The organism is Streptomyces sp. NPDC048417, from assembly GCF_040651615.1.
Taxonomy (GTDB): Bacteria; Actinomycetota; Actinomycetes; order Streptomycetales; family Streptomycetaceae; genus Streptomyces.
This window is the reverse complement of record NZ_JBEZKI010000001.1, coordinates 380,087-397,321: the sequence shown is the minus strand read 5'-3', so window position 1 is coordinate 397,321 and position 17,235 is coordinate 380,087. Positions and strand designations below refer to the sequence as shown.

At 71.1% G+C, this 17,235-nt stretch carries 15 protein-coding genes and 1 pseudogene; 10 read left to right on the top strand and 6 right to left on the bottom strand.

From position 1 onward, the window contains the following. Positions 1–239 precede the first annotated feature (239 nt). Both AB0D59_RS01940 and AB0D59_RS01935 read left to right on the top strand, forming a co-directional pair. Entirely contained in the window at positions 240–878 is a 639-nt protein-coding gene (locus AB0D59_RS01940; RefSeq protein WP_362559558.1) for an ATP-binding protein, read from the top strand. A 213-nt stretch (positions 879–1,091) separates the two neighbouring features. Beyond that, complete coding sequence (locus tag AB0D59_RS01935) at positions 1,092–2,081, top strand: DUF5926 family protein (protein ID WP_362559556.1); 990 nt, start codon at positions 1,092–1,094, stop codon at positions 2,079–2,081. Positions 2,082–2,506: 425 nt separating this feature from the next. Here the strand turns inward: AB0D59_RS01935 and AB0D59_RS01930 are convergent. Together AB0D59_RS01930 and AB0D59_RS01925 are read right to left on the bottom strand one after the other, a co-directional pair. Then, positions 2,507–3,043: pseudogene (locus tag AB0D59_RS01930) on the bottom strand (hypothetical protein); the annotation flags it as partial. A gap of 54 nt (positions 3,044–3,097) precedes the next feature. Beyond that, complete coding sequence (locus AB0D59_RS01925; protein ID WP_362559554.1) at positions 3,098–3,772, bottom strand: bifunctional DNA primase/polymerase; 675 nt, start codon at positions 3,770–3,772, stop codon at positions 3,098–3,100. Positions 3,773–4,385: 613 nt separating this feature from the next. Between AB0D59_RS01925 and AB0D59_RS01920 the strand changes: the two genes are divergently transcribed. From AB0D59_RS01920 to AB0D59_RS01910, 3 genes are all read left to right on the top strand, one after another. Then, on the top strand, positions 4,386–5,771 hold the full coding sequence (locus AB0D59_RS01920; protein ID WP_362559551.1) for a PP2C family protein-serine/threonine phosphatase: 1,386 nt from the start codon (positions 4,386–4,388) through the stop codon (positions 5,769–5,771). A gap of 104 nt (positions 5,772–5,875) precedes the next feature. Next, positions 5,876–7,369 (top strand): aminopeptidase P family protein, encoded by a 1,494-nt coding sequence (locus AB0D59_RS01915; protein WP_362559549.1) that lies wholly within the window; start codon positions 5,876–5,878, stop codon positions 7,367–7,369. Between the two features lie 153 nt (positions 7,370–7,522). Continuing rightward, a complete protein-coding gene (locus tag AB0D59_RS01910; protein WP_362559548.1) occupies positions 7,523–8,887 on the top strand; it encodes a PLP-dependent aminotransferase family protein in 1,365 nt (454 codons plus the stop codon). A 1-nt stretch (position 8,888) separates the two neighbouring features. Here the strand turns inward: AB0D59_RS01910 and AB0D59_RS01905 are convergent, their stop codons facing one another. From AB0D59_RS01905 to AB0D59_RS01890, 4 genes are all read right to left on the bottom strand, one after another. Next, entirely contained in the window at positions 8,889–9,704 is an 816-nt protein-coding gene (locus AB0D59_RS01905) for a triphosphoribosyl-dephospho-CoA synthase (RefSeq protein ID WP_362559546.1), read from the bottom strand. Between the two features lie 10 nt (positions 9,705–9,714). Further along, positions 9,715–10,647, bottom strand: coding sequence for an intradiol ring-cleavage dioxygenase (locus AB0D59_RS01900; protein ID WP_362559543.1), 933 nt, complete (start codon positions 10,645–10,647; stop codon positions 9,715–9,717). A 121-nt stretch (positions 10,648–10,768) separates the two neighbouring features. Beyond that, the gene (locus AB0D59_RS01895; protein ID WP_362559541.1) at positions 10,769–11,344 is read right to left on the bottom strand and encodes a GNAT family protein; all 576 of its coding nucleotides are present in this window, start codon (positions 11,342–11,344) and stop codon (positions 10,769–10,771) included. A gap of 38 nt (positions 11,345–11,382) precedes the next feature. Beyond that, the gene (locus AB0D59_RS01890) at positions 11,383–11,832 is read right to left on the bottom strand and encodes an ATP-binding protein (RefSeq protein ID WP_362559538.1); all 450 of its coding nucleotides are present in this window, start codon (positions 11,830–11,832) and stop codon (positions 11,383–11,385) included. A gap of 240 nt (positions 11,833–12,072) precedes the next feature. Between AB0D59_RS01890 and AB0D59_RS01885 the strand changes: the two genes are divergently transcribed. From AB0D59_RS01885 to AB0D59_RS01865, 5 genes are all read left to right on the top strand, one after another. Then, entirely contained in the window at positions 12,073–12,945 is an 873-nt protein-coding gene (locus AB0D59_RS01885) for a hypothetical protein (RefSeq protein ID WP_362559536.1), read from the top strand. 142 nt (positions 12,946–13,087) lie between these two features. Next, positions 13,088–13,825, top strand: a complete 738-nt coding sequence (locus AB0D59_RS01880) for a YcnI family protein (RefSeq protein WP_362559533.1) — start codon at positions 13,088–13,090, stop codon at positions 13,823–13,825. A gap of 129 nt (positions 13,826–13,954) precedes the next feature. After that, the gene (locus AB0D59_RS01875) at positions 13,955–14,608 is read left to right on the top strand and encodes an SCO family protein (protein ID WP_362559531.1); all 654 of its coding nucleotides are present in this window, start codon (positions 13,955–13,957) and stop codon (positions 14,606–14,608) included. A 92-nt stretch (positions 14,609–14,700) separates the two neighbouring features. Further along, positions 14,701–15,162, top strand: coding sequence for a copper chaperone PCu(A)C (locus AB0D59_RS01870; RefSeq protein WP_362559840.1), 462 nt, complete (start codon positions 14,701–14,703; stop codon positions 15,160–15,162). Between the two features lie 14 nt (positions 15,163–15,176). Beyond that, positions 15,177–17,228, top strand: a complete 2,052-nt coding sequence (locus AB0D59_RS01865; RefSeq protein WP_362559528.1) for a copper resistance protein CopC — start codon at positions 15,177–15,179, stop codon at positions 17,226–17,228. The last annotated feature ends 7 nt before the right edge of the window (positions 17,229–17,235 follow it).

Genomic DNA, 17,235 nt, shown 5'->3' with positions numbered 1-17,235 from the left:
CGATCAAGGCACTGATCAAGGCACTGGCAGATGAGCTGGTCGATGAGCTGATCGAGGCTCAGATAAAGAGTCGCGTAAGGAATCTCCGCACCCCTTGACCCGACAGCCCACTCACAGCATCCTCACGTATCGGCCACACCATCGAAATCCAGCCACACGAAGCCATATCTGGGGGATATGGCGACGTACCCGTCACAGGGTGTGCTCCGGCGCGTTCGGTCCGCATTCGTTCGTTGCGAATGCGTCACCGGACATTCTTTGGCCGGTTTCCGGTTCAGGCCGATGGGGCATCCACACCGTGGCGTGGGGCAAAGGAGGTCTCGGGGGTGGCGTTGGTGGTGGCACAGGAGGTGCCCACGTCGTCGAGCATGGCCGTACCCCATGGCCCTGCGGGCGTGGGGAAGGCGAGACACCGTATGCGCGATCAGTTGCGCACCGGTGGCGTATCGGAATCGGTCATCGACGATGCCGTACTCATCCTTTCCGAACTTTTGAGCAACGCGTGCAAACACGGGCGCCCCTTGGGGGACGCGCTGGCCGGGGACGGCGACGTCCGGGCCGCCTGGCGGGTGGACACGCGCGGCCGGCTGATCGTCGAGGTGACGGACGGCGGCGGACCGACCCGCCCCGCTCCCATGACCCCGTCGGTCACGGCACACGGCGGCCGCGGGCTGAACATCATCACGGCCCTGGCGGACGACTGGGGGGTCCGGGACGACGCCCGGGGCGAGGTGACGGTCTGGGTCGTGGTCCAAAAGGACGTGAGCGATCCGGATGGCACGGTCCGCCGCGACGCCTTCGCTACGCGCGTCATGGCACCCGCGGCCCCGGAGATGTCCGGTCTGGACTTCACCGACGCGTTCGAGGACCTGGACTGACCGGTACCGACTCGGACCGACCGGTACCGACCGGCACCGAATTGGACCGGCCAGTACCGGCCTGGACCGACCGGTACCGGCCGGGACCGAGCCGTGCCGACCCGGTCCGGCGCCACCCGCTCCCGCGGCTCTGTCCACAGGTACCCGTGGTCCAGGGTGTGAACGGCTAGGCTCCCGCCAGTACGAGACGAGCCGTAACCGGGAGACACCCAGATGGCCAAGAAGCGACCCCAGACAAAGGCCACGCGGCCGCAGCTCAGCGATGCGGCCCGGGCCGAAGGCGCTGATGGAGACTTTCCGGTTGTCGGTGCCCGTGAACCCTGCCCCTGCGGCAGCGGCCGGCGCTACAAGGCGTGCCACGGCCGGGCGGCCGCACACGCGGCGACCGAGCTGGTGCACCGCCCGTTCGAGGGGCTGGCGGGCGAGGGCGACTGGGTGGCACTGCGCGAGCTGGTCCCCGCCGCCACGGCCGAGCTGACCCTGAAGGACGGCCTGCCCGAGGGCGTCCCCTCGGTCACGCTCGCGACGGTGCTGCCGATGGCCTGGCCGGCACTCCGGCGCGAGGACGGCACCGTCCTCCTCGGCCTGCAGAACGACACGGCGTCCGGCGACATCAGCCGCGACCTCGCCGACACCCTCCAGCGCGCCCTCGCCGCCGACCCGGGCACCCCCGTGCAGGGCCGCCGCGCCCCCGCCGACAGCCCCCGGCTGCAGGACCTGCTCGACCCCGAGGGCCCCTTCGTGCCGGTCGTGCACGAAGGCTTCGAGTTCTGGGTGCAGGACGCGGAGAACGCCACCACGGAGGTGACCGCCTCCCTGGAGCGGGCCAACGCGGCCGCCATCCCGACGGTGAAGCTGACCGGCGTCGACTCCGCCTACTGGTGCGAAACGCCCGAGAAGAACCATCTGCGGTGGGTCATGCCGTATCCCGAGGAGCAGCTTCTGGACGCTCTCGCGCGGCTGCACGCGGCGGGCAGGTCCAGCCTCGGCGAGGGGACCCGGCTGGTCGGTTCCTTCCGCGCCCACGGTCTCACCGTGCCGGTCTGGGACCTGCCGAGCGGGGTCGGTGCCGAGGATGTCGAGAAGCCGGCCGCCGAGTTCGCCGAGCGGCTCGCGACCGCTCTGGCCTCGAAGGCACCGCTCACGGCGGACGAGCGCCGGGCCCGTGGCGGGCTGACCAACCGACAGGTCACGCTCAGCTGACGATCAGGGTCGGCGGAGGGACGCGGCTGACCGACCGGTCAGCCGCTCCGGCCCCGTCGACCCGGGTGACTCCTGTCACAACTTCCCTACGTGGCAAGCAAATACGTGTCCGAATAGCCGAGATCGAATTTGCGAACCGCCGATCTCTTGTTACCGTCTCAGTAGCCCGGTTGCTGGTGCATCCCCCGTCGCCAGCAACCGGGCCTTTTCATGCCCGCCTTCAGACCGGCGTCCATGCCCGCGTCCGGTGTACGGACCGCAGCGATACGTCAACTCCCGTTTGAAACACGGGAGTTGCTCTCGTACGAGCCCCTGGAGCCGTCGGCCGAGTCGCCCGCGGCGCCCCTCCCGAAGTCGCCTCCGGCGCCGCTCGCGGCCCCGCTCCCGAAGTCACTGCCGGAGCCACCCCCGGAGTCACCGCCGTCGCTCGCCGAGTTGCTCGCGCTGCGCAGCAGCAACGGTCCGTCGCCGTCGCGTGCCGCGAACTCCGTGACGGCCGTGTAGGCGTCCAGCGCGCCCCGTGTGTGCTCCCGGGGCGTCTCACAGGTGGCGGGCTCGTCGGCGGCGTCCGCGGCGCAGTGCGTCTGCACGGTGCGGCCGTGCGGGCCCATGAGGCTCAGCACGGACTCCAGGTCCGCCCCGGTGGCGTTGCGGTAGTAGGTACGCGCCCAGGTGTCCGCGCCCTGGGTCATCACGCAGGTCTGCGCCTCCACTCCGCCGGGGGCGGTGAGTTCGGGACCGCAGCGGGCGGCCGTGGCCAGGCCGAGGCCGAGCACCAGGGGGGACCGGGCAGGCGCCGGCAGCTTCTCGTCGTCACTCCGGGCGGGGTGTCCGGCGGCGTCGCCCACCTGTCCCGCGGACGCCACGGTCAGCGGCAACGCGACCGCGCACACCATGACGCCCGCGAGGGCGAGCAGACGTAGTCGGGGGTCTGGGGGTTGCCCCCCAGAATTACGCAGCATGTGCGGAAGATAACCAGCGAGGCGCGAGAAGCCGTGCTCTCACGCCCGACACCCTTACAACTCGGGTGCGTTCACACCCGTACGGGTGAGGGCGTCGACCACGGCGTCCACCACGGCCTCCACATCGGGCACCCAGGGCTTGGCCGAGCCGGGCAGCGGGGCGCGCTCCCAGCGGATGGCGCCCTGGCCGGTCTCGGAGGGGGGCAGGGCGAGATAGCCGCCCTCCCCGTGGAAGCGGAGCGAGCCGGGGACGAAGTCCTTGGCGTACAGCAGCTCGCCCAACTGCTCCATGGAGTACGGCTTGACGAGCAGCGCCCAGCGGGTGGGCGCCGCGACCACCGGGCCGAGGCGCATGCCGCGGCGGTCGAGGAGAGTAAGGGCATGGGAGGCCGCGAGGGCGGGCAGACTGACCGCGCAGGGCGCCTTTCCGCCGGCGGCCCCGGTGGCGAGGAGGACCGGCGCGGCCGGCCGGTTGCCCCACCACCAGCGCACCATGCGCTCGTCGGTGGTGGCGGCGAGCAGGCCGGGGTCGAAGGGGTGCGCACCGGGCACCGTGCACTCCGGGTCGGGGCAGGCACAGCGGGCCCGGCCCTGCGGGTCCGGGGCCACACCCGGGAGTACGGGCCACTGCCATTCCGTCGCGAAGGTCAGGGCCGCGCCGAGAAAATCAGGCCCCTTGTCTTTCCGCCTGGACAGGAGCCTGCGTCGCCTTCCGAGGATCTCGCGCATGAGCGCTCGTTCCTTTCCGTTGCACCGCTGGCAACACCGTGGACCACATCACATCATGTGTCGATCACTTCACTGTGCGTACCTGTTGGCGCATCACACCCCTGCACTGGCAAGGGGAACCCCAAAGGGTCGAGCCGGGGGCCGCGCCCGCATCCAATACTGCGTCTATCAAAAGCACGGCCACGGCGTGGGGGTGGCGAAGTCTGGCGTTTTGCCGTTCCGAGTGTTTCTCTCCGCCGCCGCCACGGGGGGATGGGGCACGGTCGTCGGTGGTTAAGACGCCCGGGTCCGTCGCCAGGTTCCGGGTGATCCCCAACCACCCCTGGCCTTCTCCGAGTACGTACCCATCACGACCGCTGTGACGCTCCGTGGAGCAAGGCCAGTCGACCGCAATGAACCGTTACCCGAGTCAGCTTTAAGCCAACTTTGCTTTTGTGCAAGCCGTCCGGGAGAAGTCACCGGCAGACCCACGGACACCAGGAATCCCAGCAGGACAATGCTGGACATCCCCTCACGAGTGCGTGTACATGTGGAGACACCGCTAGCGGCGCAGAAGGACATGGGGGTTTGCGATGCTTTTGAGCAATACGCACAGGTCTGAAAGCCGGACACGATGAACGCCCCGCACCCTCCGAAAGTGGCTGGAATCGATTCAACGATCCCCACGCCCGCACACACTGTCGCGTCGGTCCCCCCCGCCCCGGGCGCACCTCCCGTCCCGAAAGCCCCCGCCGCACCGGCGCCGGGCACGCTCCTCCAGGACCGGCTGGCCGGCTGGGTCTCCGACCTCACCACCCTCCACGAACTGACCGAACGGCTCGCCCGCACCGACGGACTGGAGCCGGCCCTCCTGGAACTGCTGCGCGCCGGTACCGCCCTCGTGGGCGCCCGGCGCGGTCTCGTAGCGCTGGAGCCCGCCGACGGCCTCGGCCCGCACACCACGCTCGGCCTCGGACTCGGCCGCGCGGACCTCGGCCACATGGAGACCGTCCCGAGGGGCGCGCTGCCCTACGACACCGGCACCGCCGCCGAGATCGTCCACCCCGACCTGTTCGCCGAGGACGGCCTGGACCCCCGGCACCGCGAGGTCGCCGCCCGCCTCGGCTACGCCGCCAGCTACGCCCTCCCCCTGACCACCGACGCGGCCGCCCGCCTCGGCGCGGTCCTGTGGCTGTACGACGAGCCGGCCGAGCCGAACGAGCGCCAGCGCCACCTCATCGGCCTGTACGTCCGCTTCGCCGCCGAGCACCTGGCCCGGCTGCTGGAAGTCGAGCGCACGCGCGCGTGCATGGCGACCATCGCCGAGGAACTGCTCCCCTCCCGGCTGCCCCGGGTGGCCGGCGTCCAGCTCGCCGCCCGGCACCGCACCGGACCGCGCGGCGGCGGCGACTGGTACGACGCGCTGCCGCTGCCCGACGCCGCCCTCGGCCTCGCGGTCGGCTCGGTCACCGGCTCCGGGCCCAGCGCGGTGGCCGCCATGGGCCGGCTGCGGGCCTCCCTGCGGGCGTACGCCGTGATGGAGGGCGAGGACCCGGTCGCGGTCCTCTCCGACCTCGAACTGCTGCTGCGGCTGACCGAACCGGCCCGCTCCGCCACCGCCCTGTTCGCCTACTGCGAGCCCGCGCTGCGCAGGGTCACCCTGGCCGGGGCCGGCCACAGCCCGCCGCTGCTGATCGGGGAGCGCCGCACCGAGTTCGCCGAGACGTCGGTCTCGGCACCGCTCGGGATGCTGGCCTGCTGGGAGGCGCCCAGCGTGGAGATCGAGGCCGAGGCCGGGGAGACCGTGCTCTTCTACACCGACGGGCTGCTGCACCGCACCGGCGACCCCATGGACCGCGCCTTCGCCCGGCTGCACGCGGCCGCCGCGAGCATCCCGCGCGCGCTGCGCCACGACCCCGGGGCCATCGCCGACCATGTGCTGCGCACGGTGCTGCCGAACGGACTGGACGCGGCCGGCAGCGAGGAGGACGTGGTGCTGCTCGCGGCCCGTTTTGACTGATCGGTCAGTCAAAAAGCCAGGTCACCGGTCAGGAGTCGTCCGGCCCTGGGTCGCCGTTCGGTACGACCGTACGATGGACGGGATCCAGTGCAGTGTCGAGGAGGATGACCGTGGCCGACGAGCTCACACCGGCAGTACCTGATTTTGCTGCTGACGCAGCGGGCCCGGAAACCGAGCCGGAAGAGCCGATCAAGCAGCGCAAGAACGGCCTGTACCCGGGCGTGTCCGACGAGCTCGCCGAGAGCATGAAGTCCGGCTGGGCCGACACGGAGCTGCGCGACCTGACCCCCGTCGAGCAGGCCGAGCACACCGCCCGCCGCCGCGCCGAGCTGTCCGCCCGCTTCCCGGGCGACCGCCTGGTGATCCCGGCCGGCAATCTGAAGACCCGATCCAACGACACGGACTACCCGTTCCGGGCGTCGGTCGAGTACGTCTATCTCACCGGCGACCAGACGGAGGACGGCGTACTCGTCCTGGAGCCGAAGGACGACGGCCATGTGGCCACCGTCTATCTGCTGCCCCGCTCCGACCGCGAGAACGGCGAGTTCTGGCTCTCCGGGCAGGGCGAGCTGTGGGTGGGCCGCCGCCACTCCCTGACCGAGTCCGAGGCGCTCTACGGCATCCCCGCCGCCGACGTCCGCGAACTCGCCGACAAGCTGCGCGAGGCCACCGGCCCGGTGCGGGTCGTCCGCGGGTACGACGCCGGCGTCGAGGCCGCGCTGACCGACAAGGTCACCGCCGAACGCGACGAGGAACTGCGCGTCTTCCTCTCCGAGGCGCGGCTGGTCAAGGACGAGTGGGAGGTCGGCGAGCTGCAGAAGGCCGTCGACTCCACGGTCCGCGGCTTCGAGGACGTGGTGAAGGTCCTCGACAAGGCCGAGGCCACGTCCGAGCGCTACATCGAGGGCACGTTCTTCCTCCGCGCGCGCGTGGAGGGCAACGACATCGGCTACGGCTCCATCTGCGCGGCCGGCCCGCACGCCTGCACCCTGCACTGGGTCCGCAACGACGGCCCGGTACGCTCGGGCGACCTGCTCCTCCTGGACGCCGGCGTGGAGACGCACAGCCTCTACACCGCCGACGTCACGCGCACGCTGCCGATCAACGGCACCTACAGCGAGCTGCAGAAGAAGATCTACGACGCGGTGTACGACGCCCAGGAGGCCGGCATCGCGGCGGTGCAGCCGGGCGCCAAGTACCGCGACTTCCACGATGCCGCGCAGCGGGTGCTGGCCGAACGGCTCGTCGAGTGGGGGCTCGTGGAGGGGCCGGTGGAGCGGGTGCTGGAGCTCGGGCTGCAGCGCCGGTGGACCCTGCACGGGACGGGGCACATGCTCGGGCTCGACGTCCACGACTGCGCTGCCGCGCGGACCGAGACGTACGTGGAGGGCGTCCTCGAGCCGGGGATGGTGCTGACCGTCGAGCCGGGGCTGTACTTCCAGGCCGACGACCTGACCGTTCCGGAGGCGTACCGGGGGATCGGGGTGCGGATCGAGGACGACATCCTCGTGACGGCCGACGGGAACCGGAACCTCTCCGCGGGGCTGCCCCGGCGGTCGGACGAGGTCGAGGCGTGGATGGCTTCGCTCAAGAGCTGACATGTGGTGTGAATGGCCGGGTACCTGGGTGGGTGCCCGGCCATTGTTGTGTTCTGCGGGTGGGTGGGGGCTGGTCGCGCCCGCGCGGCGGCAGCCGCACATCGATACAGCCCCGCGCCCCTGAAGGGGCGCTTCAGTCGAGGGGGGTTATGAGTGGACGACTTTTGGGCCGGCATCGATCTGCGTCCCGATGGTGATACCGGCGACGGGAGACGGATCGGGCTGGAGCGCATCCTGCGTGATGGCGTTCGCGACGGGCGCTTGGTGCCCGGGGCCCGGTTGCCCGCCACCCGACGGCTCGCTGCCGAGTTGGGGATCTCCCGGGGCACCGCAAAGGCCGCCTACGACCAGCTGGTCGCCGAGGGGTATCTGACGGCTCGGCAGGGGTCCGGGACCCGCGTCGCCACCCTCCCCTCCGCCGCTTCCGACGCTCCCGAAGCCGCCGCACGCGCGCGTGCGCCTCTTTTCGATCTGCGGCCCGGCGGGCCGGACGTCGGGGCGTTTCCGGCGGCGGCCTGGTTGCGGGCCCTGCGGCGGGCCATCGCCGGCGCGCCCTCCCTGGCGTACGACTACGGCGATCCGCGCGGGCGGATCGAGCTGCGGACCGCGCTGTCGGGGTATCTGGCGCGGGCCCGCGGCGTGGTGGCGCCGCCGGAGCGGATCGTGGTCACCTCGGGGTACGTGCAGGGGCTCGCGCTGCTCACGCGGGTGCTGGGCGAGGCCGCCGCCGTGGCCATGGAGGACCCCGGGATGCCGTTCCACCGGGAGGTGGTGCGGAAGAACGGCGGGACCGTGGTGCCGGTGCGCGTGGACGAACGAGGGGCGCGGGCGGCGGAGCTGGGGGACGCGGGGGCGGTCGTCCTCACCCCGGCCCATCAGTACCCGACCGGAGTCGCCCTGCATCCGGAGCGGCGGCGGGCCGTGGTGGACTGGGCACGCGCGCGTGGCGGGGTGATCGTCGAGGACGACTACGACGGGGAGTTCCGCTACGACCGGCAGCCCGTGGGTGCCCTGCAGGGGGTGGCACCGGGGCAGGTCGTGTATCTGGGGACCGCTTCCAAGACGCTGGGGCCCGCGCTGCGGCTCGGGTGGATGGTGCTGCCGGCGCATCTCGTCGGTGCCGTCGCCGACGCCAAGCTGCACAGCGATCACCACACCGAGTCCATCGGGCAGCTGGCGCTCGCCGAGCTGATCGAGAGCCATGCCTACGACCGGCACGTGCGCGCGTGCCGGTTGCGGTACCGGCGGCGCCGGGACCAACTGCTGGGGCGGCTGGGTGCCGGACGGGACGTGGCGGGGATCGCGGCCGGGCTGCACGCGCTCGTCACCGTGGCCGACGAGAAGGAGACGCTGGCCCGCGCGGAGGCCGCGGGGCTGGCGGTGGGCGGCCTCGGGGAGCACTGGCACACGGGCGGCGGTGCGGGACGGCCGCAGGGCCTGGTCGTCGGGTACGGGACGCCCCGGGAGCGGGTCTACCCGGAGGCCCTGGAAGTGCTCGCCAAGGTGCTGAACGGCTGACTCAGCGCGCCGGGAGGGCGTCCAGGAACAGGGCCCCGGCGAGCAGGCCCGCGCTGCCCCGCGGGCTCCAGCCGCGCTCGTACAGGTCGGCGTCCAGGGCTGTCAGTGCCTCCGCGCCGGCCCCCGTAGCCGTGCCGCCCGCTTCCAGGACGCCGCGGGCGCCCGCCTGGACGTGGCGCAGGCCCAGGGGGCCCGCGGTGTAGAGGAGTTCGGTGTCCTGGAGGGTGGACATCACGGTGAGCAGGGCGTCGAGCCGGGCCTGGTCGTCGGTGGCACCCGCCTTGCGGGCCGTCGCCAGTGCGTCCAACGCCCTTCGTACGTGCGGGAATCCGGCCCTGGCCTCGCCCCGGGCGCCGGCCGCGCCGTACTTCGCGGAGATCGACGAACCCCGGGAGGGGCGCTTGGGGGCGCCCTTGTCGTTGAAGGCGGCGATCTTGCGCGCCGTGGCGGCGATCTCGCGGGTCTTTGCCCGGGGGTCCAGGGCGGCCGCGGCGACCAGGAGGCCGAGGGCCCACAGGGCGCCCTTGTGGCCGCCGCCGGCCAGGCCGACCGAGTGCTCGGTGCACCGGCCGATCGCGCCCAGCTCGGCCCGCAGCACCGGCGAGGCTTCGCCGGTACGGCGGGCGGAGGCGGCCATCGCCGCGAGGCCGGGCGCCAGCGCCCTGGCCGACCAGCGCAGACTGTCGTGCTCGCGGCGCGTGCTGCGGGCCGCCAGGTCGCGCGGGTCGGGCAGCCCCGGCTTCGGGGCCAGCGCCAGCTGGCCGGTGAGCGCGGCCACGGCGGCCTGCGCCAGCACGTCGTCCTCGCGGCTTGTCATGTCCCTTACCTTACGAGGAGGCGGAGGCCGAAGGGGAGGCGCTGTCGGTGGGCGGGGCGCCCGTGGGGGCGCCGCTGGGCGGGGTGCCGCCTCCACCGCCGCCGGCGCCGGTGTTCTCGGCGTCGGGGTCGATGCCCAGGGTCAGGGAGCCCTTGTAGCCCTTCGAGGGGTCCTTCTTGTGCACGGCCTTCAGGGTCAGCAGACCGCTGGAGGCACCGCCGCCGTCGTACACCATGTCGTCGGCGAGGACCGTGTAGCTGCCGGTGTGCTTGGCGTACGGGTCGAGGGTGAAGATCTCCTCGGCGATGGTGTCGTCGAAGAACAGCTGACCGGTGTGGTTGACCTTGCCGCCCTCGTAGGTGCCGTCCTCCTTCTCGCCGCCCGTGTGCACCTTCACGTGGATGTGGCAGGTGCGCGGGGTGTACCAGCCGGGGAAGATCGTCTCGAACTTGACGACCCCGTTGGCGTTGGCGATCTGGTAGCCGCGCAGATAGGTGTTGTCGTCGGCGGAGTCGCCCTCCTCGCTCTCCGCGGGGGCGGAACCGCCCGGGTTGGCGGTGGTGTAACCGGAGTAGTAGCCCCAGGCGTCGCAGTGCCAGATCTCGACCGCGGCACCGTTGACCGGGGTGCAGCCATCGGTGGCGTCCACCACGGTCAGGCGCAGGGTGAGCGGAACACCGGCCTTGCCCTCGGTGATGTCCTTGCGCACCAAGGCACCATCGAGGTAGTACGGGCCCTCCGTGACGCTGCTCATCAGCGTCATGCACTCACCACTGGTGGAACTGGCGGAGGCCGTGGCGTCCGCGTCGGTACTGGTGTCGGTCACATCGGCGAAGGCCGACTGGAAGCCGGCGACCGCGAGGCCGCCGGCCGCCACCGTGCCGCCGGACACCGCGAGGGCGCGGCGGCGGGTGATCGACGTGTCTTTGTGGTTTCCCGTCATGGTCGACGAAGCTAGGAACGCCGTTTGTCAGGGGCATGGGCAGAGACTGGCAGCAGGCTGTGAACGCCCAGGAAGCTGAGGTCGGCGGGAAAACGCTGGTCACAGCGGTGCGGTGACGCTGTCACAGAGCCGGATCGCGGTCGTGCAGAACCCGCTGGAACAGCCGGCTGTCCCGCCATTCTCCATTGATGTGCAGATACTGCGGAGCATCGCCGATCGTCTCGAATCCGCATTTCTTCAGCACCCGTTGCGAGGTCGTGTTGTCGATCAGGGTGGACGCCTCGATCCGGTGGAGTCCCACGACATCCCTGGCGATCTCGCAGACCCGCTCCAGCGCGGCGCTGGCCAGCCCGCGGCCCTGCTGGTCACCGGCCACCCAATAGCCGACGTACGAACTACAGAAAGGTCCCAGGGAAATTCCGGAAAGGGTGATCGCGCCGACGATCCGGCGGTCCTCGGCCGACTCCATGACCCAGGGGACCATGATCCCGTCCGCAGCCTGTCGCAGCAGGCCATCGATGCGTTCGGTCTGACCCTCGAGGGTGAAGAACGACTCGGGTCTGAGCGGTTCCCAGGGTTCGAGATGCTTTCGGTTGCCTGCGTACGCGGCGGACAGCGGTTTCGCGTCGCCGACGGCAATGGGACGCAATATCACGCCAGGCAGGATTGCATTTTCTTTAATCTTTCCGAGAATCATGCGCGCACCCTAGCGCGCGGGTTATGCAGGGGGGAGAGTCATGCCGAAAGCAGAGAAGGATCTTTGGTCCACTTGAGGATCTTGTCGAAGCTGACCACCGTGCCGCCACGGCCCGGCTTGTTGCCGATGTGGACGTGATCGGCGAGTTCTCTGATCAGACAGAGCCCTCTGCCGTGCTCGGCGTCCGGACGGGCGGGTCTGATCTCCCGGGTGCGGGCGAACCCCGGGCCGAACCCCGGGCCGGAATCGGCCACTTCGATACGGCACTTCTCACCGTCCAGATAGGCGGTGACCCGGTACGCCTCCGAGGCACGGCCCGCCCCGCCGTGTTCCACGGCGTTCGCACAGGCCTCACTGAGGGCGACCGAGAGGTCGTAGGAGATCTCGGGGTCGACGCCCGCCGTCTCCATCGTGCCGATCAACAGCCGCCGGGCGAGCGGGACGCTCGCAGCCTCGCGCCGCAGATGGAGTGACCACCAGATGCTCATGCTCCAGCCTCCTGGCTGCGGCTCGACATACCGATACCTATTGCCACCCGTGCGCGGGTGTAAGCACTCCGTTCATGTGAGAACGCCCATCCGGGGGATGCGACTTGGGAGGTTTCGGTGTATGAGCGGGTGGTTCACTGCAAGGACGATCTTCCGGTTCTTTCACTCCTTTCACGTGTAACCGAATCTTGTGGACCTGCCGTATGGCGGGCGTGAGCCCAGTGCGATGATGAGCGCGCCATGAACGCCCCCCATCCGCGCACGGCGCGCACCGGAAGCGGACTGCGGCTCCTGCGGGCCGCGGTGTTCGCCGCGCTCTGTGTCGTGCTGGCCGCGGCGGGGCACACGCTGGCATCCTGCGCGACCGTTCCGCTGTGGACGCTCGGCGCGGGCTTTCTCGGCACCCTGACACTCGTCGCCCCGCTCACCGGGCGGGCCCGCACGCTGCCGGGGATCGTGGCACTGCTCGCGGTCATGCAGACCGTGCTGCACACGCTGTTCGGGCTCGGCCAGCACGGCGGCGCGGCGATGTCGGCCGGTTCGATGTCCGCCGGTTCGATGTCGATGTCGTCGATGTCGATGTCGTCACTGTCATCGATGTCGACGAGTGACGCCTCGCTGGTCGAGCGGGCCGCGCGGCTGGTGTGCGGGGCCGGGGCGGCGCAGATCAGCCCCGCGCACGCGTACAAGATCCTCTCCGACGCGCATCTCAGCGCCTCCGGTCCGGCCGCCGGCCCGAGCGGGACGACCCATGCGGCGGGCGCCACCGGGGCCTCCGGCTCGATGCTGCCCTCCGTGCCCATGCTGCTCGGACACCTCCTCGCGGCCGTGGTGGCCGGATGGCTGCTGCGCCGGGGCGACCTGGCGCTGCTGCGGCTGATCGAGCTGTCGGCGCATGGGGTCGCCGAGGGGGCGCTCGTCCGTTCCCTGCGCGGGGCGCTCGCACTGGCGCGCGCTCTGTGCGCCGGGCTCGTGGCCGTACCCGAGGCGCCCGCACACAGCCGTCGCCGCCCCTGGGACGAACCGCCCGCGCCCCACACCGTCGCACTCCAGCACTCCGTGATCCGGCGCGGGCCGCCCATGGCCGCCGCCGTACTCGTTCTCGCCGCCTGACGCGACGCGACCAGAGCACTCACCGGGATCTGTCCGGATCCGGAGGGGCCTGCCGCCGTCGCGCGGCACGCGCGCGCGTGCGCTTCCCGCTGCCCGCGCGCCCCCTCAACCAGAACTCACTCAGAGTGGAGTGCTCCCTGCCATGAAGGCTTCTCGTATCGCCGCCGTCACCGCCGTCGCGGGCACGGCCGTCCTGGCCGTCTCCTCGCCCGCGTTCGCACACGTCAGCGTGCAGCCCGAGGGCACCGCCGCAAAGGGCGGTTACGCGGTCATCGACTTCAAGGTCCCCAACGAGCGCGACAACGCCTCGACGACCAAGCTCGAGGTCAACTTCCCGGCCGACCACCCGCTGGCCTCCGTGATGCCGCAGCCGATGGCCGGCTGGAAGGTCGAGGTCACCAAGTCCAAGCTGGCCAAGCCGTTGGAGATGCACGGCGAGAAGATCGACGAGGCGGTCACCAAGGTCACCTGGACCGCCGAGGACAAGGGCATCGAGCCCGGCTACTTCCAGAAGTTCCCGCTCTCCGTGGGCGCCCTGCCCGAGGACACCGACGAACTGGTCTTCAAGGCGATCCAGACGTACTCCAACAAGGAGGTCGTCCGCTGGATCGAGGTCCAGCAGAAGGGCCAGGAGGAGCCCGAGAACCCGGCCCCGGCCCTCGCGCTGTCCGCCGCCACCGACGACCACCACGGGACCACCACGGCCGAGGACACCGCGGCCAAGACCGAGACCACCGCCTCGGACGAGTCCGACTCCTCGTCCGGTGGCAGTGACACCACCGCCCGCGTCCTCGGCGTCGTCGGCATCGTGGTCGGCGCGGCCGGGGTCGCCTACGGCGTCCTCGCGGGCCGCCGCCGGTCCACCGGCTCCGAGGCCTGAGCTCCGCGTCCGTAGCGCGCACAGGGGGCCGTGCGAGGCTGTCGTGGCTCCGACAGCTCTGGTACGCCCCCGGCAGTTCTCGTACGCCCCCGGTGCGCGCCGGATCTCTCACATCTGGGACATTTTCCTATGCGCAAGAAGACGTTCGCCGCGGCCGCGCTGCTCGCCGCCGCCACCCTCACCCTCTCCGCCTGCGGCAGCGGCGACGACGGCAAGTCACCCGTCACCGTGGTCGCCGGGGACACCTCGAACAAGGCCGCGACCATCCTGGACCAGCCCTTCGGGAAGCCGGACCTGGTACTCACCGACACCCACGGCAAGAAGTACGACCTGCGCGCCGAGACCAAGGGCAGGCCGACGCTCATCTACTTCGGCTACACGCACTGCCCCGACGTCTGCCCGCTGACCATGAACAACCTCGCGGTCGCCAAGAAGGCGCTGTCCAAGGCCGACCAGGCCAAGCTGCAGGTCGTGTTCGTCACCACCGACCCCGCCCGCGACACCCCGGCCGAGCTCGGCAAGTGGCTCAAGGGCATCGACTCCCAGTTCATCGGCCTGACCGGCGACTTCTCCACCATCCAGGCCGGCGCCCGCACCCTCGGCATCTCCATCGAGCCGACCCACAAGGACAAGAAGACCGGCAAGACCGTCTCGGTGCACGGCACCCAGGTCATCGCGTTCTCGCCGAAGACCGACGGCGGTTACGTCCTCTACGGCGAGGACGCCACCGTCGACGACTACACCAAGGACCTCCCCAAGCTGATCAAGGGGGAGAACCCGTGAGTCGTCGGGCCCGGGCCTTCCCGGCACCCCGCCGTCCGGCACCGCCCCGCCGGGCGCTGACCCTTCCGGCGCCGACCGGGCGGCGGCTCGCCCTGACCGGCGTGGCCACGACCGGCATAGCCCTCGCGGGCGCGCTGGTCCTGGCGGGCTGCGGCGGCTCGGACTCTTCGGGCTCCTCGGGAACCGGACTGTCCGTCGGCGCCTCTTACATGCCCCAGCCGGTCTCCGCCGACATGGCCGCCGGGTTCCTGACGATCACCAACAAGGGCGGGACGAAGGACGAGCTGACATCCGTCACCAGCGACTCCGCCGGCGAGGTCACCATGCACGAGACCAACGGCGGGGCGATGGACGAGGTCAACTCCTTCGAGGTGCCCGCGCACGGTCAACTCGTGTTCAAAAGCGGTGGCAATCATCTGATGTTCGAGAAGCTGAAGCGCCGCCCGAAACAGGGCGACACGATCACCCTGAAGCTGAAGTTCGCCGAATCCGGTCCGCTCACCGTCGAGATGCCGGTGAAGTCCGCCACGTACAACCCTTCGACCGGACACTGAGGGAGGGACCGACCTTGACGCGGACCATCACCCCCCGCCTGCGCACGCTGGTGCTGCTGTTCCTCGCCGTCACCGGCGCGCTGCTGGCCGGCGCCGGGCCGGCCTCCGCGCACGCCGCGCTGACCGGCAGCGACCCCGCCCAGGGGGTGGTGGTCCCGAAGGCACCCGACCAGGTCTCGCTCACGTTCTCCGAGAACGTGTCGCTGAACGACAACTCGATCCGGGTCCTCGACCCCGAGGGCAAGCGGGTCGACCTGGCCAAGCCGAACAACCTGACCGGGACGACCTACGGCGTCCAGCTCAAGAGCGGGCTCGGCAAGGGCACGTACACCGTCGCCTGGCAGGTCGTCTCCGCGGACAGCCACCCCGTCGCCGGCGCCTACACCTTCTCCGTCGGGGCGCCCTCCAGGACCGTTGCCTCGGTCGGGGACCAGGACGCGGGCGGCGGGATCGTGGGCTGGCTCTACGGCTTCGGGCGGTACATGTCGTACGCCGGGTACATCGTGCTCGTCGGCGGCGCCGCCTTCGTGCTCGCCTGCTGGCAGCGCGGCTCCGGCGTACAGGCCCTGCAACGGCTGGTGGTCGGCGGCTGGCTGACACTCACCGCGGCCACCCTCTGGCTGCTGCTCCTGCGCGGCTCCTACACCACCTCCGGCAGCTTCGGCGACATCTTCGACCTCAACCTGCTCGGTCAGGTCCTGCAGACCAAGACCGGCGCGGCCCTGGTCTCCCGGCTGCTGCTGCTCGCGGCCGCCGCGCTGTTCATCGCCGTTCTCTTCGGGGCCTACGACAAGCGTGAGGAGGGCGCGGAGAAGCGGGACCTGACCTTCGGGCTCGCCATCGGCGGGACCGTCGTGGCCGCCGGGCTCGCGGCGAGCTGGGCCATGGCCGAGCACGCCTCCACCGGACTCCAGCCGGACATCGCGATGCCGGTCGACGTCATCCACCTGCTCGCCGTCGCCACCTGGCTGGGCGGCCTGACCGCCCTGCTGTTCGCCCTCTACCGGACGCCGGCCGACATCCCGGTCGATTCCACCGCCGTACACCGATTCTCCCGGGTGGCCTTCGGAAGCGTGGTGGCACTGGTCGCCACCGGCATCTACCAGTCCTGGCGCCAGCTCGGCTCCTGGTCGGCGTTCACCGACACGGCCTACGGGCAGCTGCTGCTGGTCAAGATCGCGCTGGTGGCGCTGCTGGTCGGCATCGCGTCCATCTCACGGCGGTGGACGGGACGGCTCGCGGACACGGCGGTGACGGAGGCGGTGACGGAGACCGAGGAGTCGGCCGGGGAAGTCACCGATGCGGAGGAAGAGAAGGAGACCGTCAAGGCGTCCGCCGCCACCAAGGAGGCGTCGGTCAAGTCCGGCGTGTCCAGCGCGTCCGCCGCTTCTGACGTGTCCGGCGGGTCCGGCGCCAAGGGCTCCGGCAAGGACGCCTCCGCCGATGACGACTCCGAGGACCCCGAGCGGGCCGCCCAACTGGCCCGGCAGCAGGCTGCCAAGGACGCCGCCCGGCAGAAGCGACTCCGGGACGCCGACCCCAACCGCTTCGGCCTGCGTCGCTCGGTGCTCGCCGAGGCCGGGGTCGCCGTCGCCCTGCTCGCGGTCACGACCGTGCTGACGCAGACCGAGCCGGGCCGCACCGAGCAGGACGCCAAGGCCACCGCCTCGGCCGCGTCCTCCTCCTCGTCCTCGTCCTCGTCCTCGGCATCGAACTCGTCCTCGGGCGCGCTGACCCTCGACATGTCCTTCGACACCGGCGGCAAGGACGGCAAGGGCGTCGTCCGTGTCGACCTCGACCCCGCGGTCGTGGGCACCAACGAGATGCACGTCTACGTCCAGCGCCCCAACGGCCGGGCCTTCGACATCCCCGAGGTGAAGGTCGCCTTCACCCTCGCCGCCAAGAAGATCGGTCCGCTTCCCGTGACCCCCGACCATGTCACCACCGGCCACTGGGCCGCCAACGGTGTGCAGATCCCCATGGCCGGCGACTGGCAGATCGCCGTGACCGTGCGGACCTCCGACATCGACCAGGTGACCGTCTCCAAGAACGCGCAGATCGGCTGAACCGCAC